At 72.1% G+C, this 26000-nt stretch carries 16 protein-coding genes; 10 read left to right on the top strand and 6 right to left on the bottom strand.

The window, feature by feature from the left end:
- Positions 1 to 5 precede the first annotated feature (5 nt).
- On the top strand, positions 6 to 896 hold the full coding sequence (locus ABZZ74_RS32030) for a hypothetical protein (protein ID WP_356770877.1): 891 nt from the start codon (positions 6 to 8) through the stop codon (positions 894 to 896).
- A 37-nt stretch (positions 897 to 933) separates the two neighbouring features.
- Positions 934 to 5559: a hypothetical protein gene (locus ABZZ74_RS32035; RefSeq protein ID WP_356770879.1), complete on the top strand. Its 4626-nt coding sequence runs from the start codon at positions 934 to 936 to the stop codon at positions 5557 to 5559.
- Positions 5560 to 5631: 72 nt separating this feature from the next.
- Here ABZZ74_RS32035 and ABZZ74_RS32040 read toward each other — a convergent pair whose 3' ends face one another.
- Positions 5632 to 6162 carry a hypothetical protein gene (locus tag ABZZ74_RS32040; RefSeq protein ID WP_356770881.1) on the bottom strand — a complete coding sequence of 177 codons (531 nt, stop codon included), beginning with the start codon at positions 6160 to 6162 and terminating at the stop codon, positions 5632 to 5634.
- Between the two features lie 418 nt (positions 6163 to 6580).
- Here ABZZ74_RS32040 and ABZZ74_RS32045 point away from each other — a divergent pair, with 418 nt between their 5' ends.
- Genes ABZZ74_RS32045 through ABZZ74_RS32065 form a run of 5 tightly spaced genes read left to right on the top strand, consistent with a single transcriptional unit; the run spans position 6581 to position 14566 of the window.
- On the top strand, positions 6581 to 9505 hold the full coding sequence (locus ABZZ74_RS32045; RefSeq protein ID WP_356770883.1) for a nitrate- and nitrite sensing domain-containing protein: 2925 nt from the start codon (positions 6581 to 6583) through the stop codon (positions 9503 to 9505).
- Positions 9502 to 9936, top strand: a complete 435-nt coding sequence (locus ABZZ74_RS32050) for a roadblock/LC7 domain-containing protein (protein WP_208778750.1) — start codon at positions 9502 to 9504, stop codon at positions 9934 to 9936. Before ABZZ74_RS32045 ends, ABZZ74_RS32050 begins: the two co-directional genes overlap by 4 nt.
- Positions 9937 to 9945: 9 nt before the next feature.
- A complete protein-coding gene (locus ABZZ74_RS32055) occupies positions 9946 to 10341 on the top strand; it encodes a DUF742 domain-containing protein (RefSeq protein ID WP_133044779.1) in 396 nt (131 codons plus the stop codon).
- Between the two features lie 24 nt (positions 10342 to 10365).
- Positions 10366 to 13980 carry a hydantoinase B/oxoprolinase family protein gene (locus ABZZ74_RS32060; protein ID WP_356770886.1) on the top strand — a complete coding sequence of 1205 codons (3615 nt, stop codon included), beginning with the start codon at positions 10366 to 10368 and terminating at the stop codon, positions 13978 to 13980.
- A complete protein-coding gene (locus ABZZ74_RS32065) occupies positions 13961 to 14566 on the top strand; it encodes an ATP/GTP-binding protein (protein WP_356770888.1) in 606 nt (201 codons plus the stop codon). The genes ABZZ74_RS32060 and ABZZ74_RS32065 overlap by 20 nt, the downstream gene beginning before the upstream one ends.
- A gap of 77 nt (positions 14567 to 14643) precedes the next feature.
- Here ABZZ74_RS32065 and glpK read toward each other — a convergent pair whose 3' ends face one another.
- The 4 genes from glpK to ABZZ74_RS32085 form a co-directional block, all read right to left on the bottom strand.
- Positions 14644 to 16155, bottom strand: a complete 1512-nt coding sequence (gene glpK / locus ABZZ74_RS32070; protein WP_356770890.1) for a glycerol kinase GlpK — start codon at positions 16153 to 16155, stop codon at positions 14644 to 14646.
- A gap of 405 nt (positions 16156 to 16560) precedes the next feature.
- Complete coding sequence (locus ABZZ74_RS32075; protein WP_356770892.1) at positions 16561 to 18210, bottom strand: GGDEF domain-containing protein; 1650 nt, start codon at positions 18208 to 18210, stop codon at positions 16561 to 16563.
- Between the two features lie 134 nt (positions 18211 to 18344).
- Complete coding sequence (locus ABZZ74_RS32080) at positions 18345 to 19535, bottom strand: lipid-transfer protein (protein ID WP_356770894.1); 1191 nt, start codon at positions 19533 to 19535, stop codon at positions 18345 to 18347.
- Positions 19532 to 19957, bottom strand: coding sequence for a zinc ribbon domain-containing protein (locus ABZZ74_RS32085; protein ID WP_356770896.1), 426 nt, complete (start codon positions 19955 to 19957; stop codon positions 19532 to 19534). Before ABZZ74_RS32085 ends, ABZZ74_RS32080 begins: the two co-directional genes overlap by 4 nt.
- Positions 19958 to 20055: 98 nt before the next feature.
- Here ABZZ74_RS32085 and ABZZ74_RS32090 point away from each other — a divergent pair, with 98 nt between their 5' ends.
- Positions 20056 to 20865 carry a M15 family metallopeptidase gene (locus ABZZ74_RS32090; RefSeq protein WP_356770898.1) on the top strand — a complete coding sequence of 270 codons (810 nt, stop codon included), beginning with the start codon at positions 20056 to 20058 and terminating at the stop codon, positions 20863 to 20865.
- Positions 20866 to 20912: 47 nt separating this feature from the next.
- On the top strand, positions 20913 to 21449 hold the full coding sequence (locus ABZZ74_RS32095; protein ID WP_356770900.1) for an NUDIX domain-containing protein: 537 nt from the start codon (positions 20913 to 20915) through the stop codon (positions 21447 to 21449).
- Here ABZZ74_RS32095 and ABZZ74_RS32100 read toward each other — a convergent pair.
- A complete protein-coding gene (locus ABZZ74_RS32100) occupies positions 21440 to 23818 on the bottom strand; it encodes a TIM-barrel domain-containing protein (RefSeq protein WP_356770902.1) in 2379 nt (792 codons plus the stop codon). The genes ABZZ74_RS32095 and ABZZ74_RS32100 overlap by 10 nt on opposite strands.
- 213 nt (positions 23819 to 24031) lie before the next feature.
- On the opposite strand from ABZZ74_RS32100, the gene ABZZ74_RS32105 reads away from it, so the two are divergent.
- Complete coding sequence (locus ABZZ74_RS32105) at positions 24032 to 25999, top strand: acetoacetate--CoA ligase (protein WP_356770904.1); 1968 nt, start codon at positions 24032 to 24034, stop codon at positions 25997 to 25999.
- The last annotated feature ends 1 nt before the right edge of the window (position 26000 follow it).

Below are 26000 nucleotides of genomic sequence, written 5' to 3' on the forward strand. Positions count from 1 at the left end.
GAGCAGTGACCGAGCACATCGAGTGGAGTGACACGGAGGCCCCGGCCCCGTCGGCCCCGAGTGCCGTCACGCCCGCCGACGCCGCCGACGCGGCCCGGCTCGTCGCCTTCGGGCTGCAGCCCAAGCTGCAGCCGGCGCGCGACCAGGAGTACGCCGAACTGCTGCGGCGCTACCGGGAGGACCCGGCGTTCGCGCGGCTCGCGGACGCTGTGGCCGCCGGCCTCGGGCTGGTGGTGCTGGAGGTCTCCGCGCGCGCGGGGATGGCCGTGACGGCCGCCGAGGACTCGGTGTTCGCGGTTCGCATGGGCGACTACGCGCGTCGTACGTCCGCCGACGGCGGGGACCGGTTCCTGCACGGGCTGGCCCATCTCGCCGTCGCCGCCATGGCGTTCCCGCGCCCGGAGGACCTGGCCGACGACGGGTACATCGGGCGCGTGACGGTCAACGGCGTCGACGCCTTCGTACGGCAGGCGTGCCGGCGGCTGGAGGAACGCGCCGAGGAACAGGGCGAGAACACCGACCCGGCCACGGACGCGCCCGGCCTGGAGGCCGCGTGGCGGATCTGGGTGAGACGCAGCGCGGCCGGCGCCACCAAGGACGCCCGCAGACTCGCCGGATCAACGACCGGCATCGTCGGCAAGGCGGTGGCCTTCCTCACCGACTCCGGCTTCCTGCAGCGCACCGGCGACGACAACGGCGGCACGTACCGCACGACGGCCCGCTACCAGCTCCAGGTGCGGGACATGGCGGGCAGCGCCGCGATGGCCGAACTGCTGGAGCTGGGCGTGGTCCCGGTGACGGACGGCACCCCCACCCTGCTGCCGCCCCAGGACGGTGAGGACCTGGACCTGGCGGCCGACGCCGGGCTGCCGTTCCACTCCTCCACGCCCTCCTGAACCCCCCTGACCTGCCGAAGACCTACGAGAGTCCGCCATGTACGAGCTGTCCCGGATCCGCCTCTACTCCATCGGTCCCGCCGGTGCGCGCTACGCCGACACCGTGCTCGACCTGCGGGGTGTCGGCGAGCCGGTGCCCGACCCCGCGCCCACCCAGGCGGAGTTCTTCGAGGAGGAGCCCGTGGGCCCGCCGCGCCGACCGGCGCCCGCGGGCGTGCTCTTCCTGGAGAACGGCGGCGGCAAGTCGGTGCTGCTGAAGCTGATCTTCTCGGTGATGCTGCCGGGACACCGCAACACCCTGGGCGGCGCCAGCTCCGGTGTACTGCGCAAGTTCCTGCTCGCCGACGACTGCGGGCACGTCGCACTGGAGTGGCAGCACACGCTGACCGGCGAGTGCGTCGTCGTCGGCAAGGTCAGCGAGTGGCGCGGGCGCCAGGTCTCCAACGACCCGCGGAAGTTCGCCGAGGCCTGGTACTCCTTCCGGCCCGGACCCGGGCTGTCCCTGGACAACCTGCCCGTCGCCGAGGCCACTTCGGTACGGGCGCCCGTCGAGGGCCAGTCGGGCGCGCAGGGGCGCCGGCGCACCATGAAGGGCTTCCGGGACGCCATCACAGAGGCGGGCAAGGCGTATCCGCACCTGGAGGTGCACTGGGAGGAGATCCACGACCGGTGGATCGAACACCTCGGCGACCTCGGCCTCGACCCCGAACTCTTCCGCTACCAGCGGGAGATGAACGCCGACGAGGGTGAGGCCGCGGGTCTCTTCGCGGTGAAGAAGGACTCCGACTTCACCGACCTGCTGCTGCGCGCCGTCACCGACACCCGGGACACCGACGGACTCGCCGACCTGGTCAGCGGTTTCGGCAACAAGCTGGGCCGCCGCGCCGAGCTGATCGCCGAACGGGACTTCACCGCCGGGTCGGTGGACCTGCTCGGGCGGATCGTCGAGGCCGCCGAAGCCCGCGCACGCGCGCGTGACATCCACGCCGGCGCCGAACGCCGTACCCGTACGCTGGCTCGCCGTCTGTCGGCGCGGAGCGGCCAGGAGCGCGTTCGGGCCGCCAACCTCGCCCAGCGCGTCACGGCCGCCGCGTACGCGGTCACGCACTCCGAGGCGGCCCGCGAGCGCAGTGCGCTGATCGCCGCCGAACTCGCCTTCCGCAACGCCTCCTTGGCGCTGGCCGCCGCCGAGAAGTCCGCCGCCGGACAGAAGCGCGAGCTGGCCGACGCGCGCACCCTGCACTCCGCCTGGCAGGCCGCCGAGGCGGTGCTGCGCCACCGCGCCGCCGCCGACCGGGTCGCGCGCGTGGCCGCCGCGATCCAGGAGGCCGAGCGGGACGCGGCCCCCGCGCTCGCCGCCCGCGCCAGGGCCGCCGTGGACCTCGTACGGGCCCTGCACGCGGCCGCCGAGAGCGCCGAGACCCTCGCCAACGAGGAGGAGGAGCGCTCCGCCGCACTCCAGGAGACCGGCGAGTCGGCCCACCGCGACGCGACCGCCGCCGCCACGGAGGCGCAGCGGGCCCGCAGCGAGATCGGCCACCTTCGCCAGCGCCTCAGCGAGGTGGAACAGGAGACCGCGGAGGCGGTGCGCGCCGGCTGGCTCGACGACAGCGCGCCCGACGCCGACCCAGCCCGTGCCGCCCTCGCGGCCAGCGACGCCGAGAAGAGCGCCGTCGCTGCCTGGGACACGGCCCGTGAGGCGTCCCGCAAGGCCACGGAGCACGCCCGGGAGGCGGCCGCGGCGGAGTCCCGCGCCGAGCTGACGGCCGCCCGCGCGGCGGACGCGGCCACGGCCACCCAGCGCTCCTACGAGGCCGAACTGCGCATCGCCGAGTCGCTGGCCGCCGAGGAGCGGCTGGCGGAGCTGCTGAGCCTGTCCGGCGGCGGCCGGACGCGCTCCTCCGTCCCGCAGCCCCGTCACGAGACGGATGACGACGAAGCGGCGCTCACGCCCGAGGAGTTGGACCGTTTCGCCGACGAACTGCGCGAACTGCTCGAGGACTCCGTGTCCTCCGCCGAACGCCAGCTCTTCGAACTGCGGACCGCGGCGGCCGACGACTCCCGGATCCTCGGCGCGCTCGGCGACGGCGGGCTGCTGCCACCCGGGCCGGACGTGCTGGCCACCGTCGAGTTCCTCGGCGAGCGCGGCATCCCCGCCCTGCCCGGCTGGCGCTACCTCGCCCAGGCCGTCGACCCGGCCGACCACGCGCGGGTGCTGGCCGCCCGCCCGGAACTGGTCGACGGCGTCATCATCACCGATCCGGCCACGCACGCGCGTGCCCGTGACGCGCTCACCGACGCGGCCCTGCTCCCGCGGTCCGCCGTCGCCGTCGGCACGGCCGCCGCCCTGCTGGCACCGACCCCGGCCCCCGGCACCCAGGGCGGTGACGTCTTCCTCGTCCCGCCGAACCCGGCCATGCACGACGAACACGCCGCCGACGAGGAACGGCAGGCCCTGCGGGCCCGGGCGGCCGAGCGGGACGAGGAGATCCGGGCGCTCGCGGCCCGCCTCGGCAAGGACCGCGAGCTGGCGGCACGCCTCGCCTCCTGGCGCACCGGCTGCCCGGCCGGACGGCTGGTCGAACTGGCACAGGCCGCCCACGACGCGCGCACCTTCGCGGAAGAGGCCGAGGCCGAGCTGGCCGAGGCACGCACGGTACGGGCCGAGGCCGACGAGACCGCCGCTGAGGCCGCGCAGGTCCGAGACGAACGGCAGGAGGCCGCACAGAAGGCCCGCCGCGCCGCCGACGCCCTCGCCGGGCTCGCCTTCCGGCTACGCGAGCGCGCCGGCTGGCAGGTGAAGCTGCGCGAACTGGCCGACGAGGGCGCCGAGTCCGAGGCCCGCGCGCAGGCGTGCCTGGAACGCGCCCGCGCCGCCGACGAGGACCGGCGCGCCGCCCAGCGCGCGGCCGACGACGCCCGCCGCACCGCCCGCGCGCTGCGCGCCGAGCGCTCGGAGATCGCCGGCGCCCCCGACGACGTACCCGACGCCGAAGCGGACGCGGGCGCTCCCAAGGCGTCCCTGCCTGCCCTGCGCGAGGCCTACCGGGCCGCCTCCCAGGTGTACGAGAAGGTCGGCGTCGGCGCCGACCTGCGGGCCGAACAGGCGCGCGCGGAGAGCGACGAGAGCGCGGCCCGCGCCGAACTGGACCGGCTCAGCAACAAGGTCCGCACCCGCGCGGAGCAGTTGCTGCAGTCACCGGACGGCTCCGACGGGCCGTCCCGGCAGGCCGCCGCCGCCCGCGCCGAGGAGCTGGTGCAGCTCCTGGAGACCCGGATGTCCAGCGCGAGCGAGCAGTTGGGCCGGCTGCGCGGCGAGGCCGAACGGCACGCCCCCGAGGACGGCGAGGCCCACACCGAGCTGCCCGAGGAGCTCCAGCCGCGCGACGCCGAGCACGCCCAGGCCCTGCTGCGCACAGCGACTGCCGAACTCGCCTCCCGCACCGAGGCGTTGATCCAGGCCCGGGAGGCCCACGCCGAGCTGCTCGACGCCCACCGCGCGGCCGAGGACGCGGCCGGCGGCTTCGACGAGACGGCCGCGATGCTGCGGGACCTGCTGCGCGAGCACGCCATGGAGGACGACCAGGAGGAACCGGAGCCCTACCCCGGCACCCTGGACGAGGCCCGGCAGTCGGCCGCCGAGGCCCGGCGGTCGCTGCGCGGCTGTGCCGCCGACCTGTCCGCCGCCGAGGCCGCCGTGCGCGAGGCCGGCGACGTCCTCGTCCGGCACGCCAACTCGACGCGCTACGAACAGGTGCGCACCCCCGCCCGCCAGCAGATCCGTGAACTGCCCGCCTCCGCACTGCCGGAGCACGCGCAGAAGTGGGCGGACGCCTTCGCACCCCGACTGCGGGTCCTCACCGACGAGTTGGCTCAATTGGAGCGCAACCGCGACTCGATCGTGGACCGGCTGCGCGGGCTGGTCGAGTCGGCGCTGGCGACCCTGCGCTCTGCCCAGCGGCTCTCCCGGCTGCCCGAGGGGCTCGGCGAATGGTCCGGTCAGGAGTTCCTGCGGATCCGCTTCGAGGAACCCGACCAGGCCACCCTGACCGAGCGCCTCGGCGAGGTCATCGACGAGGCGACCAGGGCCGCCGTGAAGAAGAACTCCGACCTGCGCCGCGACGGCATGTCCCTGCTGCTGCGAGGCGTGGGCGCCGCCCTGCAGCCCAAGGGTGTTTCCGTGGAGATCCTCAAGCCGGACGCCGTGCTGCGCGCCGAGCGGGTGCCCGTCGGACAGATGGGCGACGTGTTCTCGGGCGGTCAGCTGCTCACCGCCGCCATCGCCCTGTACTGCACGATGGCGGCACTGCGCTCCAACGACCGGGGCCGCGACAAGCACCGGCACGCCGGCACGCTGTTCCTCGACAACCCCATCGGCCGCGCCAACGCCACGTATCTGCTGGAGCTCCAGCGCGCGGTGTCCGACGCGCTGGGCGTTCAGCTCCTGTACACCACAGGCCTGTTCGACACCACCGCGCTGGCCGAGTTCCCCCTGGTCATCCGGCTGCGCAACGACGCCGACCTACGGGCCGGGCTGAAGTACATCAGCGTGGAGGAGCACCTGCGGCCGGGACTGCCGAGCGAGGCTCCCGCGGGGGAGGCCGGACACAGCGAGATCACCGCGACGCGGATGTTCAAGCGCCCGGCACCGACCGCGCCTTAGCCGACCGGCGCCTTAGCCGATCCGCGTCCCGGCCGCCCCGGCGCCGACGACGCCGTATCGAACCGGCGGTCGTCAGGGGTGCGAGAGCTGTCCGGTGCCGCCGCGTCGGCGTATTCGCGCCTGCGCCCGCTCGGTGGCTTTCGCCTGTCGCCGGGTGCGGCGCTTCTCGCGCCGCAGGGCCCGGGCCGTGCTGCTCGGCGTCGACACCACGCCGTTGCGCTGGTTCCACACCTGGCGGGTCACCCAGACGTCGAGAGCGCTCCAGGTGGCCACCACCGTGCTCACCACAGCGCTGATCACCATGGGGAAGGCCGGCCAGGACCCGGCCATGGTGCACAGGAAGGCCACCATCGCCAGCAGCAGCGTCACGGCGATGATCAGACCCGCCCGCACCGCCGCCGTACGGACCGGATCAGGCAGCCGACGGCGCTTGGCCGGCTCCTCGACCCACAGGGGCCGATACCCCTGCTCCCGCTCCTCGTCTCGCTCGACCCTGTTCCTGGCTGCCGGAATGTCGGGATCCGGTGCTTCGGGAACCCGGTCCTCGACCAGGCTCGCCGCCATGCCGTCCCCGGGCGCCTCGCGCCGCTCCGCCGTGCCCATCAACGTGTCACTCCCCACCGCCAGCAGACCGCTCGTCCGTGCCCGACGGCACGGCTCCCCTGTGGTTGCCCGGCTTGCGCTGCTTTACGCCGCCCGGGTGCGGGATGCGGCTCATGTGGCCGATTCCGTCCCCGTTTCCCATCAAGAAGGACGAACGACGTGCCCCGAAGATTCCCGAGAAGCGAAAAATTTCGGCCAACAGACCAAGTGCACCCGGTGGATGAGTTCCCGTCACCGAACAGGCAAACGGGGACGCAATCTCCCCCAATGGCCGGACAACTCGCCATGTCTCGTCGCCCGCGCGGAAGTTCACCTTCCGGACGGCTCTTCGAGTTACCTGTGTGTCGGTAGTAGGCTCGCGCCGTTTGTTGACGTACATGTGTACCCCCGGCCGGCGGGGGTCGAGCTGGGGGAGGCCATGCGCTTTCGCGGGAAGTCCATCCGCCGGAAGATCGTGGCGCTGCTTCTCGTGCCGCTGGTGTCCCTGACGGCCATCTGGGGCTTCGCCACGGTACTCACGGGCCGTCAGGCCGAGGACCTGTTCAACGTCTCGGACGTGGTCGAGAAGGTCGCGTACCCGATCGAGGACACCGTCCGCGTCGTGCAGCAGGAACGCCGTCAGTCCCTGGTCTACCTCGCCGACCCGCGGGCCTCCGACGGTCTGTCGGACCTCAGGCGCAGCCGGGCCGCCACGGACGAGGCCATCGCCGAGATCCGGCGGAACTCCAAGAACCCCGACGTCCGCGATGCCATGGGCCAAGCGACGAGCGATCGCCTGAGCACCGTGCTGGACACCTTCGACGGTCTCGCCTCGCTTCGCCGCAGCGTCGAGGACGGCACCGTCGACCGCGCACACGCCCTCGACCTCTACAACAGCCTGGTCGACCCGTGCTACGTCCTGCTCGCCAATCTGCACGTCGTCGACAACGTCGAGATGGACAAGCAGTACCGCGCTCTGGTCAACCTCGCGCGCGCCCGGGAGTTGCTCTCCCGCGAGGACGCCCTGCTCGGCTCCTCCCTGATCGTCGGCAAGCTCACCCGTGACGAAGTCCGTGACATCACCGACCTCGTGGCCCAGCGGGGCCTGATGTACGACGTCAACCTTCCGCTGCTGCCCTCGTCCGAACGCGACCGCTACCAGCGCTTCTGGAAGAACGCCACCACCGCCCCGCTGCGTGCGGACGAGCAGGCGGCGATCTCCTCCACCACGGGCAGGCCCGGCGAGGTCACCGCGCAGAGCTGGGACACCGCCGCCGGAAGCGTGCTCGCCAAGCTCGGCACCCTCAACGACCAGGCGAGCGACCGTTATCAGGACCGCGTCCGCCCGGTCGCCGTCGGTGTCATCGCCAAGGCGGCCATCGCCGGCGTCCTCGGTCTGGTCGCCCTGCTGCTCTCGCTGTTCCTGTCCGTGCGCGTCGGCCGCACCCTCATCCGCGACCTGCGGCAACTGCGTCTCGAGGCGCACGAGGCGTCCGGCGTCCGGCTGCCCAGCGTGATGCGCCGCCTGTCCGCGGGCGAACAGGTCGACGTGGAGACCGAGGTCCCCCGCCTCGAGTACGACAAGAACGAGATCGGCGAGGTCGGCCAGGCCCTCAACACCCTGCAGCGGGCCGCCGTCGAGGCGGCCGTCAAACAGGCCGAACTGCGGGCCGGAGTCTCCGAGGTGTTCGTCAACCTGGCCCGCCGCAGCCAGGTCCTGCTGCACAAGCAGCTCACCCTGCTGGACAGCATGGAGCGGCGTACCGAGGACACCGACGAACTCGCCGACCTCTTCCGGCTCGACCACCTGACCACCCGTATGCGCCGGCACGCCGAGGGCCTGGTGATCCTCTCCGGGGCCGCCCCGTCCCGGCAGTGGCGCAAGCCCGTCCAGCTCATGGACGTCGTACGGGCCGCCGTGGCCGAGGTCGAGGACTACGAGCGCATCGAGGTTCGCCGGCTGCCCCGGGTCGCCGTCACCGGCCCGGCCGTCGCCGACCTCACCCACCTCGTGGCCGAACTCCTGGAGAACGCCACGGTGTTCTCCCCGCCGCACACCGCCGTCCAGGTCGTGGGCGAACGGGTCGCCAACGGCTTCACCCTGGAGATCCACGACCGCGGCCTCGGCATGGCGGCCGACGCACTGCTGGACGCCAACCTCCGGCTCGCCGAGACTCCCGAGTTCGAGCTGTCCGACACCGACCGGCTCGGCCTGTTCGTGGTCAGCCGGCTCGCCCAGCGGCAGAACGTCCGGGTCTCCCTGCAGCCTTCCCCCTACGGCGGCACCACCGCCGTCGTCTTCATCCCCGACGCCCTGCTCACGGACGACGTGCCCGACACCAACGGCATCGGCTTCCGCCTCGACCGGCCCCACCCGTCCAAGGAGGCCGAGCTGGAGGAAGGCCGCCGGACCGCGCTTCCGCGCGTGCCCGAGCAGCTGCCCGGCCTGCCCGCCTCGCTCCTGGACGGCCCGGTGGAGCTGGAGGCGCCCGTCGACCTCGACGCCGTCGACGACTTCCCGGCGGCGCTGGAGGAGGACGGCGAGGAAGGCGGCCTGTTCCGCCCCCGGCGTTCCATCGCCCGCGTGGAGGACGAGGCCACCGGCCGTCATGGCGAGCACCTCCACGGCGACGACGTCAGCCATGCCCGGGACGGCGCGGACGACCAGCTGGGCGCCGCGGTCTCGCTGCCCCGGCGCGGGGCCCCCAAGCTGGTCAGCTCGCACGGACGCCCGGTCACCGAGCAGCGGTTCCGCCGCGAGGACGCACCGGACGAGTCGCCGGCAGCGGCTCGACGATCCGAGCCCCAGGGCTCGGCGTCCCCGGCGACCCGTCGTCGGGGGGACGACCCCCTCGCGGCCGACGGCCACGTCCGGCCGGGCCAGGACGGCGCGCCGCCGCTGCCGACCCGTCGACGCGGTGCCTCACCGCTGCGCCCGGGCGTGGGCGGCTCTGAGGGATTCGGCGAGACCGGCCCGGCCCAGACACCCGACGACCACGGCATCGGCGAGGCACCGCAGGCCCCCGTCCTCCCGGCACATGTCCGTCCCGCGGCCATCGCACCGGGCGGGGCGGACACCAGCGGCAGGCGTCCCGGGGCACAACCGCCGGGCGGTTCGGGCGGCGGCATCGGCCCGCTGCCCCGGCGGGTGCGCCAGGCCAACCTGGCACCGCAGCTCAAGCAGAGCGCCGGCCGGCCTCCGCAGAACAGCACGGACTTCGCGGAGCGGGACGCCGACGAGGTACGCAGCCGCATGGCCTCGCTCCAGCGCGGCTGGCAGCGCGGCCGCGAGGAGAACGCCGCGGGCGACGACGCCCACAGCGGCACAGCACCACACGGAACGACAAAGGGGGACGGTCGATGACCGCACCGAAGGCGACCGGCCACACCGCGACCAACTCCGGCGAGCTCAACTGGCTCCTGGACGAACTGGTGGAACGCGTCGCGAGCATCCGCAAAGCCCTCGTGCTCTCCGGCGACGGCCTGCCGACCGGTGTGTCCAAGGACCTCAGCCGGGAGGACAGCGAGCACCTCGCCGCCGTCGCCTCCGGCTTCCACAGCCTCGCCAAGGGTGTCGGCCGGCACTTCGAGGCGGGCAACGTCCGGCAGACCGTCGTCGAGCTCGACGACGCCTTCCTGTTCGTGACGGCCGCCGGCGACGGCAGCTGCCTCGCCGTCCTCTCGGACGCCGACTCCGACGTCGGCCAGGTCGCGTACGAGATGACGCTGCTAGTGAAGCGGGTCGGCGTGCATCTGGGCACGGCCCCGCGCACCGATCTGCCCGCAGGCGGGTAGTGGGATGTCATGAGCGCAGACGGTCAGGGAAGAAGCCACTGGTTCGACGACGAGGCCGGACCGGTCGTCCGTCCGTACGCGATGACGCGCGGCCGTACCTCCAGTCCCGGCCAGCACCGCCTCGACCTGATCGCGGTGGTCGTCGCCGAACCCCAGGCAGACGACCCGGACGCCGACGCGACGCTGTCCCCCGAGCACGTCGACATCGTCGACCTGTGCCGTGACGCCCCCCAGTCGGTCGCCGAGCTCGCCGCCGGGCTCGATCTGCCCATCGGGGTGGTACGGGTCCTCGTCGGCGACCTCGTCGCGGCGGAATTCGTCCATGTGAACCGGCCCGTACCCCCTGCCGAGCTGGTGGACGAGAGTATTCTGCGCGACGTGATCAACGGCCTCCGGGCGCTGTGAGCGGCGCGGAAGCGGGGTACTGACGTGACTGGCTGGCAGTTCTGGGTCGACCGGGGCGGTACGTTCACCGACATCGTCGCGCGACGCCCGGACGGCCGCCTCCTCACCCACAAGCTGCTGTCGGAGAACCCCGCGCGGTACTCCGACGCGGCCGTGGCGGGCGTACGCGCCCTGCTGGACGGCTCCCGGGAACCGATCGACGCCGTCCGGATGGGCACGACGGTCGCCACCAACGCCCTCCTGGAACGCAAGGGCGAACGCACCCTCCTGGTCGTCACGCGCGGCTTCCGCGACGCCCTGCGCATCGCCTACCAGAACCGGCCGCACATCTTCGCCCGCCGTATCGAGCTCCCCGAACTGCTCCACGAGCGGGTCGTGGAGGTCGACGAGCGCATCGCCGCGGACGGCACCGTCCTGCGCGCCCCCGACCTGGGAGCCCTCGCGGGGCCCCTGCAGGAGGCGTACGACGACGGGATCCGCGCCGTCGCCGTCGTCTGCATGCACAGTCATCTGCACCCCGCCCACGAGCACGCCGTCGGCGAACTGGCCGCCCGCATCGGGTTTCCGCAGATCTCGCTCTCCAGCGAGGTCAGCCCGCTGATGAAGCTCGTGCCGCGCGGGGACACCGCCGTCGTCGACGCCTACCTGTCGCCCGTGCTGCGCCGCTACGTGCGGCACGTCGCCGGCGAACTCGAGGACGTGCGGCTGATGTTCATGCAGTCCAACGGCGGTCTCGCCGAGGCCGGGCAGTTCCGCGGCAAGGACGCCGTCCTGTCCGGGCCCGCCGGAGGCATCGTCGGGATGGCCCGCATGTCGCAGCTGGCCGGCTTCGACCGGGTCATCGGCTTCGACATGGGCGGCACCTCCACCGACGTCTCGCACTTCGCCGGCGAGTACGAGCGCGTCTTCACCACCCTGATCGCCGGTGTCAGGCTGCGCGCGCCCATGCTGGACATCCACACCGTCGCGGCCGGAGGCGGCTCGGTCCTCCACTTCGACGGCTCCCGCTACCGCGTGGGGCCGGACTCCGCGGGTGCGGACCCCGGACCCGCCTGCTACCGCGGCGGTGGCCCGCTCGCCGTCACCGACGCCAACGTCATGCTCGGCCGCATCCAACCCGGCCACTTCCCCCGGGTGTTCGGCCCCGAAGGCGACCAGCCCCTGGACGAGGAACTCGTCCGGGACCGCTTCCGCGCTCTCGCCCGCGAGATCCACGAGCGGACCGGCGACGAGCGCACACCCGAGCAGGTCGCCGAGGGCTACCTGCAGATCGCCGTCGCCAACATCGCCAACGCCGTCAAACGGATCTCCGTCCAGAAGGGCCACGACGTCACCCGCTACGCCCTCACCACCTTCGGTGGTGCGGGCGGCCAGCACGCGTGCATGGTCGCCGACTCGCTCGGCATCCGCACCGTCCTCGTCCCGCCCATGGCCGGCGTCCTGTCCGCCCTGGGCATCGGCCTCGCCGACACCACCGCCATGCGCGAACAGTCCGTCGAGGCGCCCCTGGAGCCCGCCTCCATGCCCGCCGTCCTCAAGACGGCCGACGACCTCGAAGGAGCGGCCCGCGCCGAACTCCTGGCAGAGGACGTCCCCGACGCCCGCATCCGCGTCACCCGCCGCGCCCAGCTCCGCTACGACGGCACCGACACCACCCTCACCGTCGAGCTGACCGAGCCCAGCACCATGCGTCACGCCTTCGAAGACCGTCATCGCGCCACGTACTCCTTCACGCTCGACCGCCCGATCGTCGTCGAAGCCCTCTCCGTGGAAGCCACCGGCATCACCGAACCCCCCGATCTCTCCGCCCTCGCCCCGTACGAAGGCCGACCCGCCGCCGACACCGTCCGTCTCCACACGGGCGGCGCCTGGCGCGACGTACCCCTCCACCGCCGAGAGGACCTCCCTCCCGGCGAGACCGTCACCGGCCCGGCGATCATCACCGAGGCCAGCGCGACCACCGTCGTCGACGACGGCTGGCGGGCCGTGGCGCGCGACGACGGGCATCTGGTCATGGAACGTGCGGCGATTACGCAGAGTTCCGATCTCGACACAGAAGCCGACCCTGTTCTGCTCGAGGTCTTCAACAACCTCTTCATGTCGATCGCCGAACAGATGGGCGCACGGCTGGAGTCCACCGCGCAGTCCGTCAACATCAAGGAGCGCCTGGACTTCTCCTGCGCCCTCTTCGACCCGGACGGAAACCTGGTGGCCAACGCCCCGCACATCCCCGTCCACCTGGGCTCCATGGGCACCAGCGTCAAGGAGGTCATCCGGCGGCGCGGCCCGTCGATGCGGCCCGGAGACACCTACGCCGTCAACGACCCGTACCACGGCGGCACCCATCTGCCCGACGTCACCGTCATCACCCCCGTCTTCGACACGGAGGGTGACCGGATCCTCTTCTACGTCGCCTCCCGCGGCCACCATGCGGAGATCGGCGGCATCGCCCCCGGCTCGATGCCGGCGAACAGCCGCACCATCGACGAGGAGGGCGTCCTCTTCGACAACTGGCTCCTCGCCGAGGACGGCCGCTTCCGCGAGGAGGAGACCCGGCGCCTGCTCACCGAGGCGCCCTATCCCTCCCGCAACCCCGCGACCAACCTCGCCGACCTGCGCGCCCAGATCGCCGCCAACCAGAAGGGCGTCGACGAGGTCGCCCGGATGATCGACAACTTCGGACTCGACGTCGTCCAGGCGTACATGAAACACGTCCAGGACAACGCCGAGGAAGCGGTGCGCCGGGTCATCGACGCCCTCGACGACGGCGAGTACGCCTACGAGACCGACTCCGGCGCCGTCATCCGGGTACGCGTGAGCGTGGACCGCGAGAACCGCTCCGCCACCGTCGACTTCACCGGTACGTCACCCCAGTTGGCCGGCAATTTCAACGCCCCCTTCGCCGTGGTCAACGCGGCCGTCCTGTACGTCTTCCGCACCCTCGTGGCCGACGACATCCCGCTCAACGACGGCTGTCTGCGCCCCCTGGACATCGTCGTGCCGCGCGGCTCCCTGCTCGCGCCGGAGCCACCGGCCGCCGTCGTCGCGGGCAACGTCGAGACCTCGCAGGCCATCACCGGCGCCCTGTACGCGGCGCTCGGGGTCCAGGCCGAGGGCTCCGGGACCATGAACAACGTCACCTTCGGCAACGACCGACACCAGTACTACGAGACCGTCGCCTCCGGATCCGGCGCGGGGAACGGCTTCCCCGGCGCCCCCGTCGTACAGACCCACATGACCAACTCGCGGCTCACCGACCCCGAGGTCCTGGAGTGGCGGCTGCCCGTGGAACTCGACGAGTTCGCCGTCCGCCGGGGCAGCGGAGGCGCCGGGCGGTGGCGCGGCGGGGACGGCGCCGTACGCCGGATCCGCTTCCACGAGCCCATGACGGTCTCCACCCTCTCCCAGCACCGCAGAGTTCCTCCCTACGGCATGGCGGGCGGCGAACCCGGCGCGCTGGGCGCCAACCGCGTGGAGCGCGCGGACGGCACGGTCACCGTCCTCGCCGGCAGCGACTCGGCGGACGTCTCTCCCGGCGACGTGCTCGTCGTCGAAACCCCTGGCGGCGGAGGCTACGGCCCACCGGCGCCCCACCCCCATCAAGCAGGAGAACAGATCGATGATCTTCGGGCGTTCTGAGCGCGGCAAGCCCCCGGTCGAGCCCGTCACGCTCAAGATCCTGGTGGCCGGCGGCTTCGGCGTGGGCAAGACCACCCTGGTCGGGGCGGTCAGTGAGATCAGGCCGCTGCGCACCGAGGAACTGCTCACCGAGGCCGGACGCCCGGTCGACGACACGAGCGGCGTGGAGGGCAAGAACACCACCACGGTGGCCATGGACTTCGGTCGTATCACCCTGCGTGAGGACCTGGTGCTGTACCTGTTCGGCACGCCCGGGCAGGAACGGTTCTGGTTCATGTGGGACGAACTGTCCGAGGGCGCCCTCGGAGCCGTCGTGCTGGCCGACACACGGCGCCTGGAGGACTGCTTCGCCGCCGTCGACTACTTCGAGCGGCGCTCCATACCGTTCCTGGTCGGAGTCAACTGCTTCGAGGGAGCCGCCCGCTATCCGGCCGAGGACATCCGCCGGGCGCTCGACCTGGACGACGACGTGCCGCTCCTGCTGTGCGACGCCCGGGACCGCGAGTCGGTCAAGGAGATCCTCATCGGCGTCGTCCGGCACGCGATGGACCACGCCACCGAGCGACGGCAGACCGTCACCACCTGAGACGGACACGGGTACGGCCCGTACCCCCGCCGACCGGGGTACGGGCCGTGGTCATGGGCGCACGCGCGCGTGAGTGCTCAGCTCGCGTCGTCCTCCAGCCAGCCGAAGCTCTTCTCCACGGCCTTGCGCCAGTTGTGGTACTCCCGGTCGCGGACGGAGGCGTCCATGGAGGGTGTCCACTCGACGTCCTTCTGCCAGTGGGCCTTCAGCTCGTCGAGGTCGTTCCACACACCCGTGGCGAGTCCGGCGGCGTAGGCGGCGCCGAGGCAGGTGGTCTCGGAGACCTTCGGACGGACCACCGGCACGTCGAGCACGTCGGCCTGGTGCTGCATGAGCAGGTTGTTCTTGGTCATGCCGCCGTCCACCTTCAGGGTGGTGATGTGCACCCCGGAGTCCTGGTACATGGCGTCCACGACCTCGCGCGTCTGCCAGCTCGTCGCCTCCAGCACGGCCCGGGCGAGGTGCGCCTTGGTGACGTACCGGGTCAGGCCGGTGACGACACCGCGGGCGTCGGAGCGCCAGTAGGGCGCGAACAGGCCGGAGAAGGCGGGGACGATGTAGGCGCCGCCGTTGTCCTCGACGCTCGCCGCCAGCGGCTCGATCTCGTCCGCGGTGCGGATGATCCCGAGCTGGTCGCGGAACCACTGGACGAGCGCGCCGGTGATCGCGATGGAGCCCTCCAGGCAGTAGATCGGCGCCTCAGTGCCGATCTTGTACCCCATCGTCGTCAGCAGGCCGCTCTTCGACGCCACAGGTCGGTTGCCCGTGTTGAGCAGCAGGAAGGAGCCCGTGCCGTAGGTGTTCTTCGCCGTGCCCACGTCGTAGCAGGCCTGTCCGAACACGGCCGCCTGCTGGTCGCCGAGGGCAGAGGCCACGGGCACCCCGGCGAGCTGGCCCACGGCGGTGCCGTACACCTCGGCGGAGGACTTGATCTCGGGCAGGACGGCCTCGGGGATGTTCATCGCGGAGAGGATGGACTGGTCCCACTGCAGGGTCTCCAGATTCATCAGCATCGTCCGGCCGGCGTTGGTGACGTCGGTGACGTGCTGCCCGCCGTCGGTGCCGCCCGTCAGGTTCCAGATGAGCCAGGAGTCCATGGTGCCGAAGGCGATCTCGCCGTTCTCGGCGCGCGCCCGCAGGCCGGGCACGTTGTCGAGCAGCCAGGCCGCCTTGGGCCCGGAGAAGTAGGTCGCGAGCGGCAGTCCGGTCTGCTCGCGGAACCGGTCCTGCCCGTCCGATCCGCCGAGCTGCCTGGTCAGCGCGTCGGTGCGGGTGTCCTGCCAGACGATCGCGTTGTGCACGGGCTTGCCGGTCGCGCGGTCCCACAGGAGCGTGGTCTCGCGCTGGTTGGTGATGCCGAGCGCGCTGAGCTGGTCGGCGCGCAGTCCGGCCTTGGCGATCGCCCCGGCGACCACCGCCTGCACCTTCGACCAGATCTCGGTCGCGTCGTGCTCGACCCAGCCGGGCTTGGGAAAGATCTGGCGGTGTTCGCGCTGGTCGACGGCGACGATCGCGCCGTCCTGGTTGAAGACGATGCAACGGCTCGAGGTGGTGCCCTGGTCGATAGCGGCGACGAACTTGTCCGTCATGACGTCCCCTTCGTCGTTCCTTCAGAAGGCTGCTCGATGAGAAGGCTGCGCGGAGGATGAGCCAGTGCACGGGTCGGCGCCCCGAAGCCCCGGTCGAACGCCATGACGACCCATCGGCTCACTACGACCGTGTTTCCGTTGCTCATGTCGGCTCCTAGGCCCCGGCCCTGCGCGCAGGGTGCGGTGACGAGCGTGCCGTCGCAGCCGAATCGCCCGTGGGGGAATGGGCCTGTTCTGCAGGCTGGGCCCGCGCGGCGTGTGCCTGGTTACACCGTCTATGTACGGCGATGTCGGCCGACACCGGAAGTGTTCACCGGCGCCCGGAGAGCGTCAAGGTCGCGGACACCAACGGTGACAGCCGCCTGAACGTCCGTACGGGAGACGCTTCGGCGAGGCGACACCAGATCAGCGTAGGCCGGGTTCCGCCACCGCGCAGCCCGCCGGGGCGGGCGCCCCCGTGCCGCGCACGATCTCATGACCGGGCAGGCCCGCCTGCCCCAGCACCCAGCTGGCCCCGTGCAGCGCCTTCGCGGCCTTCTTCAGCGGCGCCAGGGCGGCCGCGGCCTGCCGGTGGTCCGCCACGCTGCCCGGCGGGCACAGGACCGTGGCCAGGGACAGCGTGACGGGTCGCCCGCCCGCCGACCACGGCACGTCCAGCACGGTGGCGGCCAGCGGATCCAGCCGCTCGGGATCGGCGAGCACCAGGAAGTCGTCGCCGCCGATGTGGCCCACGCGCGTGCTGCCGGTCGCCGCCTGCTGCAGTGCCTGTCCCACCGACCGGATCAGCTCGTCGCCCGCCGCGAACCCGGCCCCGTCGTTGACCTGCTTGAAGTGGTCCACGTCGAGCCAGCTGAGCGCGAACGCCCGGCCGTCCGCGATGCGCCGGTCCACCTCCGAGGTGATCACGTCCGAGCCGGGCAGCCGGGTCAGCGGATTGAGCCGGGCCGCCTCCTCGACCCGGCTCTCGGCCAGTGCCCGCACCAGGTCGGCGAGGCGTACGACGCCCACGCACCGCCCGTACCGGTCGACCACCGCCACGTCGTCCGACGTGCGGTCAGGGGCGCCGACGGCGACCACGTCCAGCACCTCCCAGGCGGTGGCGTCGACGCCCACCGTCCGTGGGGGATCGCCGAGCTTGGCGGCGGGACGGTCGGCGTAGAGGGCGTGTCCGTAGCGGCCCGACATCGACAGCAGGAAGCGCGAGCGGTGCACCGAGCGGACCGGGACGCCGTGCGGGTCCACGAGCAGTACCCCGGACACCTCGGGAGCCCCGGTCAGCAGCGCCCGTACCTGGCCCGCGGACGCGGTCGCGGGCAGCAGGGCGGCAGGCCGCACGAACTCGCGCACCGACGGGCCGGACCTCGGCACCGCCACGGCGCCGGGGGAGCGGGGCGGAACGTATACGTCCGCCGCGGGCAGCCTCGTCGGTGGCGCGAACAGGTCGCCCTGGGCCAGCTGGGCACCGGCCGTCACCGCGGCGGCGAACTGCAGCTCCGTCTCCACGCCCTCGACGGACAGGAGAGCCCCCAGCTCCTCGCACAGTGTCCGCATCGCCCGCACTGCCGCCGGCCGGGCCAGCAGCGAGGCGTCGAGTTTCACCAGGTCGGGCGCGAGGTCGGTGAGCAGCCGCAGGGGTACGTCCCCGTCCCCGATGCCGTCGGCGCTGATCCGGAAGCCCTGGGCCCGAACCGCGCCCACCGCCTCCAGCAGGGCCGGCTGGGGCACGTGCGTGTAGGGCGGTCCGACATCGATGGTCACCTCCCAGGGCAGCCGTCCCGCCTGGCGCACGGTGTCGTGCAGCGGGGGCAGCCCGCCGAGGTCGGCGAGGGTGCCCGCGAAGACGTTGACGTGCAGCGGCAGCAGCGTTTCCTTGCTCGCCGCCGCGCGGATCGCCAACACCGCGAGACTCCCGTCGAGTTCGGGATCGCGACGGGCCTCGGCCAGGATGTCCCCCGCCTCCGGGCGGGCGAGTATCTCCAACCCCGCGACTCCTCCGGTCGCCAGGTTGACCACTGGTTGGAAGGCGAAGCGGAGAGTGTCCGTCCAGGAGCGCACGGCAGCATGATGACTCCAGCGGCGCACACCCAAGGCCAGTTCATGAGACGTTCACGCAGGATTCCGGGGTGATCACGCAGTGTGCGAGACAGGGCTTGCGTCCGGCCTCACCGTGGGCGCTCACGGCTCGCCCCTCAGCGCACAGCGATCACCGCCGACCCGTGCCCGAACAGCCCCTGGTTGGCCGTGATCCCGACGCGGGCCCCCGCGACCTGCCGGTCACCGGCCCGCTCCCTCAACTGCCAGGTCAGCTCGCACACTTGGGCGATCGCCTGAGCCGGCACCGCTTCCCCGAAGGAGGCCAGACCGCCGCTCGCATTCACCGGTATACGACCCCCCGGGGCGGTCGCGCCCTCCCGCAGCAGCTTCGCGCCCTCGCCCTCTCCGCACAGCCCCAGGTCCTCGTACCACTGCAACTCCAGCGCGGTGGACAGGTCGTACACCTCGGCCAGGGAGACGTCCTCCGGCCCGATGCCCGCCTCCTCGTAGGCGGCGAGCGCGATCGAGGCCCGGAAGGTCTCGGCGGCCGGTTCGACGGCCACCGCGGAGTCCGTCGCGATGTCCGGCAGATCGAGCACGGTGCTCGGGTAGCGCGGAGTCACCGTCGACACCGCCCTGATCCGCACCGGCTCCGCCACCCCGTGCCGCCGTGCGAACTCCATGCTGGACAGCACCAGGGCGGCACCGCCGTCCGACGTCGCGCAGATGTCGAGCAGCCGTAGCGGATCGGCCACCACCGCCGAGGCGGCGACCTCCTCGGCGGTGACCCGCCTGCGGTAGCGGGCGTTCGGATTGAGCGCCCCCGAAGCCGCGTTCTTCACCTTGACCTGCGCGAAGTCCTCGGGTGTGTCCCCGTGCACGGCCATGCGCCGGCGCGCGTACAGCCCGAAGTACGTCGGATTCGTCGCGCCCAGGACCCGGAAGCGCAGCCAGTCGGGGTCGTCGGGCCGGTCGCCGCCCGCCGGCCGGAAGAACCCCTTGGGCGCCGCGTCCGCGCCCACCACGAGGACCACGTCCGCCAGACCTGAAAGGATCTGCGCCCGCGCGGTGTTGACGGCCTGCGCTCCCGACGCGCACGCCGCGTACACGCTCGTCACTCGCGCTCCCTGCCAGCCCAGTGCCTTCGCGAAGGTCGCCCCGGCCACGTAGCCCGGGTAGCCGCCGCGCACGGTGTCCGCGCCGACCACGGAGCCGACGTCACGCCACGCGATCCCCGCGTCGGCGAGCGCCGCCCGCGCGGCGGCCACCCCGTACTCGACGAAGCTGCGACCCCACTTGCCCCACGGATGCATCCCCGCGCCGAGCACCGCCACCTCGCCCGTCATGCCCCACCCCCCGTCGGCCGCCAGTGCCACGTCGTCCAGGCCGTCTCCGCGTCCTCGTGAAGCACACCGGGGACGACCTCCACCTCCATGCCCACCGTCAGATCGGCGACGGTGATCCCGGGAACCGCCTGGCCCAGCACCACGATCCGCTCGGCCGCCAGCTCCACAGCGATCAACGCGTGCGGCTCCCAGGGAAGTTCCGGGTTCGTCACATAGGGTGACGGAGGCCGGTATCGGCTGTCCGTGTAGGACCAGATCCGCCCGCGCGGCGAGAGGGGAACCTCCTCTAGGTCTCCGCCGGGACACCCGGGATTGCGGCAGTGGCCGTCCTCACGGGGGAAGAACACCGAGGCGCAGGCGGCGCAGCGGGTGCCGAGGAGTCTGAAGTCGTCACCGTCCCCGGTGAACCATCCGTCGACCACAGGTGTTCGCGCTCGAGTCACAATCCCTCCCCAACGCCAAATCTGACGGTACGTCAGAAGTGTGTCACGGGCTTCCGGAATTGGGCAGTGCATGAGACATGACACGACTCACCAGCGCAGTACGCGGTCTCGTCACCGCCCTCGCCGCCCTGCTGGCCGTGACCGCCGCCTCCGCACCCGCCCGGGCCGAGACGGACCCCAAGGCGCCGAAGGACTTCGTGGCCCTGAGAACCGTGGACCCGACGATCATCCAGGAGATGCGCTACTTCACCCCGCACAACTTCGTCGGCGAACGCATCGACGGCTACGAGCAACCGGTGTGCATCCTCACCCGCCCCGCCGCCGAAGCCCTCCACAAGGTCCAGCAAAGGCTCCTGCGCGGGGGCTACACGCTCAAGGTGTACGACTGCTACCGGCCGCAGCGCGCCGTGAACCACTTCGTGCGCTGGGCCGAGGACCTCGACGACCAGGCAATGAAGGGCGAGTTCTATCCCAACGTCGACAAGACTCGGCTGTTCGCGGACGGCTACATCGCGGAAAAATCCGGCCACAGCCGCGGCTCGACCATGGACCTCACCATCGTGAAGCTCCCGGCGAGGCCCACCCGGCCCTACCACCCCGGAGAGCCGCTCGTGCCCTGCTTCGCACCCAAGGACGAACGCTTCCCCGACAACTCCGTCGACATGGGCACCGGCTTCGACTGCTTCGACACCCTCGCGCACACCCTCGACCCGCGCATCCAGGGCCGGCAGCGCGCCAACCGCCTGCTGCTGAAGAGCACCATGGAGGGCTTCGGTTTCGTCAACCTCGCCGAGGAGTGGTGGCACTACACGTACCGGCCCGAGCCCTATCCGGACACCTATTTCAACTTCCCCGTGTCCTGGAAGTCGCTCCTCGGCCGCCGTTGAGCAACCTCCCCGAGATGCCCTTCCCCCGATCGGATACATTCCGCTTCGTGTCCGAAACTCAAGCCTCCACCCCCAACTCCGCGCCCGACTCACACTGTTCGAGCTGCGGAGCGCCCTATGGAGAGGGCGTCTCCGGCTGGCCGCGCACATGCCCGGCCTGCCACACCGTGGCCTACCGCAACCCGCTGCCGGTCGCGGTCGCACTCCAGCCCGTGTACGACACCAAAGGCACCGCCCTGGTCGTCATCACCCGAACCGTCGCTCCCGCGCGCGGGGGCATCGCCCTGCCCGGCGGGTTCATCGACGACCGCGAGGACTGGCGGCAGGCCGTCGTGCGCGAGCTCAAGGAGGAGACCGGCATCGACGCGGCCGGCCGCGACGTCCGCCTCGTCGACGCCATGAGCTCCCCCGACGGCCATCTGCTGCTGTTCGGTCTGCTCCCCGAACGGCCCGCAGAGGGGCTGCCGCAGTCGGCCGCCACGGACGAGACGGAGGGCTGGCACCTCCTGCGCCGGCCGGAAGAACTCGCCTTCCCGCTGCACACGCTGGCGGTGCGCGCCTGGTTCGAGGGCCGCTACGTCTGAGCTCCGGCCTCCCCGAGGCCACGTACACGCACCGGATAGGGCGGCTCGGACGGGCCGCCCTCACCCTCCAGCTCGACCACCGGCCCGCGTCCTTGCCAACGGGTGACGTAGCGCTCCAGTTCCGGTTCGTCCCACCCGTCACCCGCGTCCGGCACCACCAGCCCGCCCCCCGTGCGGCCCTGGGCCGGCGCCCACACCTCCAGCTCCAGCCCGCCGTCGCTGCCGCGCACCGGGAGGACGGCACCCGCGCGTACCAGCACCGGGATCCGTGACAGGGGGGCGTCGACGAGCACCTGCGCCGGCCCCTCGTACACCTGCTCGGTGACCGCGTCGTACCAGCGGCCCCGCGGCAGCTGAACCGCACGCCGGTCCGTGCCCGGGTCGAGCACCGGTGCTACCAGTAGGCAGTCGCCCAAAAGGAAGGCGTCCTCGCAGTCACGCAGCGCGCGGTCCTCGGGCGCGTTCCACCACAGAGGCCGTACGTAGGGTGCTCCGGTGCGCCGCGCCAGATGCGCCAGCGTCATGAGGTACGGCAGCAGCCTTCGGCGTTCCTCGAGCGCCACGCGCGCGTGCTCCAGCACCTCCGGGCCGAACTCCCAGGGCTCCCGCCGCCCCGCGCGCAGACCGGCGTGCGTACGGAACAGCGGCAGATACGCGCCCAGCTGGAACCACCGCAGGTACAGCTCGGGAGACGGACTTCCGTCGAAGCCGCCGATGTCCGGTCCCGAGTAGGGCACCCCGCACAGCCCGAGTCCCAGGACCAGCGACAGCGAGGCCCGCAGTCCGGGCCAGCCCGTGGCCACGTCGCCCGACCAGGTGCCCCCGTAGCGCTGCAGGCCGGCCCAGCCGGAGCGCGAGAAGAGGAACGGCCGCTCATGGGGAGCCAGCTCCAGAAGACCCTCGTAGCCCGCCCTGGCCATGCACAGGCCGTAGACGTTGTGCGCCTCCTGGTGATCGCCGCCACGCCCCTCCAGGGAGTGCCTGGCCGAGCGCGGCAGCGTCTTCTCCCCGAACGCGGTGAACGACGTGGGCTCGTTCATGTCGTGCCAGAAACCCGAGAACCCCTGAGCCAGCCGCTCTGCGTAGAGTCCGCCCCACCACTGACGTACGCGCGCGTGCGTGAAGTCCGGGAAAACGGCCTCCCCGGGCCACGCGACTCCGTGCACGACCCGTCCCGAGGCGTCCCGGACGAACGCGTCCTCGGCCGTGCCGCCGTCGTACACGGCGTTGCCCTCTTCCGCCTTGACCGCAGGGTCGACGATCGACACCAACCGGATCCCCTCCCGGCGCAGCTCCTCCGCCAGCACCGGCAGCTTGGGGAAGTGCTCGTGGTCGACGGAGAACACCCGGTGCTCGTCGTAGTGGTCGATGTCCAGGTGGACGGCGTCCAGCGGCAGCCCGCGCTCCTGGTAGCCCGCGACGATCCGCCGGACCTCCTGCTCGCTGCCGAAGCCCCAGCGCGCGTGGTGATGTCCCAGCGCCCACGCGGGCGGCAGCGCCGGCGCCCCGGTCAACGACGCCCAGGCGAGCAGCACGCGCGCGGGGGTGCCGACCATCACCCAGCAGCGCAACGGACCGCCGTCCATCCGCAGCTCGCTCATGCCCGGCCGGTCGTGCCCGGAACCGGCGCCCTCCTCGCCCTCCCGCAGCGACACCGTGCCGTCCCAGGAGGAGTCGTGGAAGACCAGATGCGTGGCCGCGTCGGACACCACCATCTGTACCGGCATGGTGATGTACAGCGGATCGTCCCCGGGAGCGAAGCTGCCGCCCGGGTCCGTGTTCCACAGCCGGTACGTCCCCTCCCGCAGCCGCGGTCCCGACGAGCGGCCCCCCAGCCCGAAGAACCGCGCGTCCGCCGGCACCTCCGAGCGCTGCATCCAGCGCGCGGGCCCGCCACCGACCGGCTCCCACCACCGGGGCGGCAGATCCCGCCGCAGGGTCACCCCGCCGGGCGTACGCACCTCGACCGCGCCGTGCCGTGAGACGACGACCGTCACCCGCTCGGCCACGACCCGCCAGCCACCGTCCTTGTCGGGTTCCAGGACCGCCCGGGGATCGGGCTCCGGACAGCGGCCCGCCAGCGCGTACGACGGCTCCGGACCGGCCCCGTCCCAGCCCCAGAACACCGCCCCGTTGACGGTCACCATGATCCGCAGCTCCGAGCGCCCGAACCGCACGACACCGCCACCCGCGGCCGGTTCCACCTCCCGCACGCGGCCGGGCACCCGCGCGCGCTCGGCACCCCGCGGGGGCAGCGCGGTGGCGTCCGCGCGCCTCCTGCGCCATGCCGCCTTCACGGCCCGCAACCCCTGGGACGCCCCCACCGAACCGACCACCCTTATCGAACGCACCAGGTCACGACCGTCCATGCTGCTCACCCTGCCACTGACCGCCCCACGCGCGCGTGCCGTTCAACTGCCGTTCACCCGTGCTGGGAGCACATCTTTACGACACGGACTATGTGGGGGGCACCCTGGTGTAGAAGTCGATCACATGGCATCGTCCCTGTCAGCCGCGTCACGCGCACACCCCAGCCCGTGCGCGAGCGACGCACACGACGCGCACAGTCCGGGAGCCGCCCCATGTCGACCGTGAACCCCCAGCCGCTCTGGCAGCCGGATCCGGAACGTATCGAGCAGGCACAGGTCACCAGGTTCCAGGCCTGGGCGGCCGAACGCCACGGCGCTCCGGCCGAGGGCGGTTACGCGGCACTGCACCGCTGGTCCGTGGCCGAACTGGAGACCTTCTGGCAGGCCGTCACGGAGTGGTTCGACGTCCGCTTCTCGACGCCCTACGCGCGCGTGCTCGGCGACCGCTCGATGCCGGGCGCCCAGTGGTTCCCCGAGGCGAGCCTCAACTACGCCGAGCACGCCCTGCGCGCGTCCGCGACCCGCGCGGACGAACCGGCCCTCCTGTATGTCGACGAGACCCACGAAGCACGGCCCGTCACCTGGTCGCAGCTCCGCCGCGAGGTCGGCTCCCTGGCCGCCGAGCTGCGCGCCCTCGGTGTACGCCCGGGAGACCGCGTCAGCGGCTATCTGCCGAACATCCCGGAGGCCGTCGTCGCCCTGCTCGCCACGGCGGCCGTGGGCGGTGTCTGGACGTCCTGCGCCCCCGACTTCGGGGCCCGCAGCGTCCTGGACCGTTTCCAGCAGGTCGAACCGGTCGTCCTGTTCACTGTCGACGGCTACCGCTACGGCGGTAAGGAGCACGACCGCCGGGAGATCGTCGCCGAGCTGCGCCGCGAACTGCCCACACTGCGTGCCGTCGTCCACATCCCGCTCCTCGGCACCGACGTGCCCGAGGGCGCCCTGGAGTGGTCGGCCCTGACCGGTGCGGACGCCGAACCCGTCTTCGAGCAGGTCCCCTTCGACCACCCGCTGTGGGTGCTCTACTCCTCGGGCACCACCGGCCTGCCGAAGGCCATCGTCCAGTCCCAGGGCGGCATCCTCGTCGAGCACCTCAAGCAGCTCGGCCTGCACTGCGACCTCGGCCCCGAGGATCGTTTCTTCTGGTACACCTCGACCGGCTGGATGATGTGGAACTTCCTCGTCTCCGGCCTTCTCACCGGCACCACGATCGTGCTCTACGACGGCAGCCCCGGATTCCCCGACACGGCGGCCCAGTGGCGGATCGCCGAACGCACCGGCGCCACCCTCTACGGCACCTCGGCCGCGTACGTCATGGCCTGCAGGAAAGCCGGCGTGCACCCCGCGCGGGACTTCGACCTCTCCAAGGTCGAGTGCGTCGCCACCACCGGATCACCGCTGCCGCCGGACGGCTTCCGCTGGCTGCACGACGAGGTCCGCGACGACCTGTGGATCGCATCCGTCAGCGGCGGCACGGACGTGTGCTCCTGCTTCGCGGGGGCCGTTCCCACCCTCCCGGTCCACATCGGCGAACTGCAGGCACCCGGCCTCGGCACCGACCTGCAGTCCTGGGACCCGAGCGGCAAGGCCCTGATCGACGAGGTCGGCGAGCTCGTCGTCACCAACCCCATGCCGTCCATGCCTATCTATTTCTGGAACGACCCCGACGGCAGCCGCTATCACGACAGCTACTTCGACACGTATCCCGGTGTGTGGCGGCACGGCGACTGGATCACCGTCACCTCCCGGGGCTCCGTCGTCATCCACGGCCGCTCCGACTCCACGCTCAACCGCCAGGGTGTGCGCATGGGCTCCGCGGACATCTACGAAGCCGTCGAGCGCCTCCCGGAGATCAGGGAGTCCCTGGTGATCGGCATCGAGCAGCCCGACGGCGGCTACTGGATGCCGCTGTTCGTGCACCTGGTGCCCGGCGCGACCCTGGACGAGGACCTTCTGAGCCGTATCAAGCAGACCATCCGCGAACAGCTCTCCCCCCGCCACGTACCGGACGAGATCATCGAGGTGCCCGGCGTGCCGCACACCCTCACCGGCAAGCGCATCGAGGTCCCGGTCAAGCGCCTCCTGCAGGGGACCCCGATGGAGAAGGCAGTCAACCCGGGCTCCATCGACAACCTCGACCTGCTGCACTTCTACGAGGAACTCGCCCGCAAGCGCGCCTGAC

The organism is Streptomyces sp. NPDC006476 (assembly GCF_040612015.1).
Lineage (GTDB): Bacteria > Actinomycetota > Actinomycetes > Streptomycetales > Streptomycetaceae > Streptomyces > Streptomyces griseorubiginosus_B.

Excerpts from the sequence above, each read along its gene's own strand:
- ABZZ74_RS32055 (WP_133044779.1), top strand. The coding sequence starts at position 9,946 with ATGAGCGCAGACGGTCAGGGAAGAAGCCACTGGTTCGACGACGAGGCC.
- ABZZ74_RS32090 (WP_356770898.1), top strand. The coding sequence starts at position 20,056 with ATGACACGACTCACCAGCGCAGTACGCGGTCTCGTCACCGCCCTCGCC.
- glpK (WP_356770890.1), bottom strand. The coding sequence starts at position 16,155 with ATGACGGACAAGTTCGTCGCCGCTATCGACCAGGGCACCACCTCGAGC.
- ABZZ74_RS32045 (WP_356770883.1), top strand. The coding sequence starts at position 6,581 with ATGCGCTTTCGCGGGAAGTCCATCCGCCGGAAGATCGTGGCGCTGCTT.
- ABZZ74_RS32035 (WP_356770879.1), top strand. The coding sequence starts at position 934 with ATGTACGAGCTGTCCCGGATCCGCCTCTACTCCATCGGTCCCGCCGGT.
- ABZZ74_RS32080 (WP_356770894.1), bottom strand. The coding sequence starts at position 19,535 with ATGACGGGCGAGGTGGCGGTGCTCGGCGCGGGGATGCATCCGTGGGGC.
- ABZZ74_RS32065 (WP_356770888.1), top strand. The coding sequence starts at position 13,961 with ATGATCTTCGGGCGTTCTGAGCGCGGCAAGCCCCCGGTCGAGCCCGTC.
- ABZZ74_RS32100 (WP_356770902.1), bottom strand. The coding sequence starts at position 23,818 with ATGGACGGTCGTGACCTGGTGCGTTCGATAAGGGTGGTCGGTTCGGTG.
- ABZZ74_RS32040 (WP_356770881.1), bottom strand. The coding sequence starts at position 6,162 with ATGGGCACGGCGGAGCGGCGCGAGGCGCCCGGGGACGGCATGGCGGCG.
- ABZZ74_RS32050 (WP_208778750.1), top strand. The coding sequence starts at position 9,502 with ATGACCGCACCGAAGGCGACCGGCCACACCGCGACCAACTCCGGCGAG.
- ABZZ74_RS32105 (WP_356770904.1), top strand. The coding sequence starts at position 24,032 with ATGTCGACCGTGAACCCCCAGCCGCTCTGGCAGCCGGATCCGGAACGT.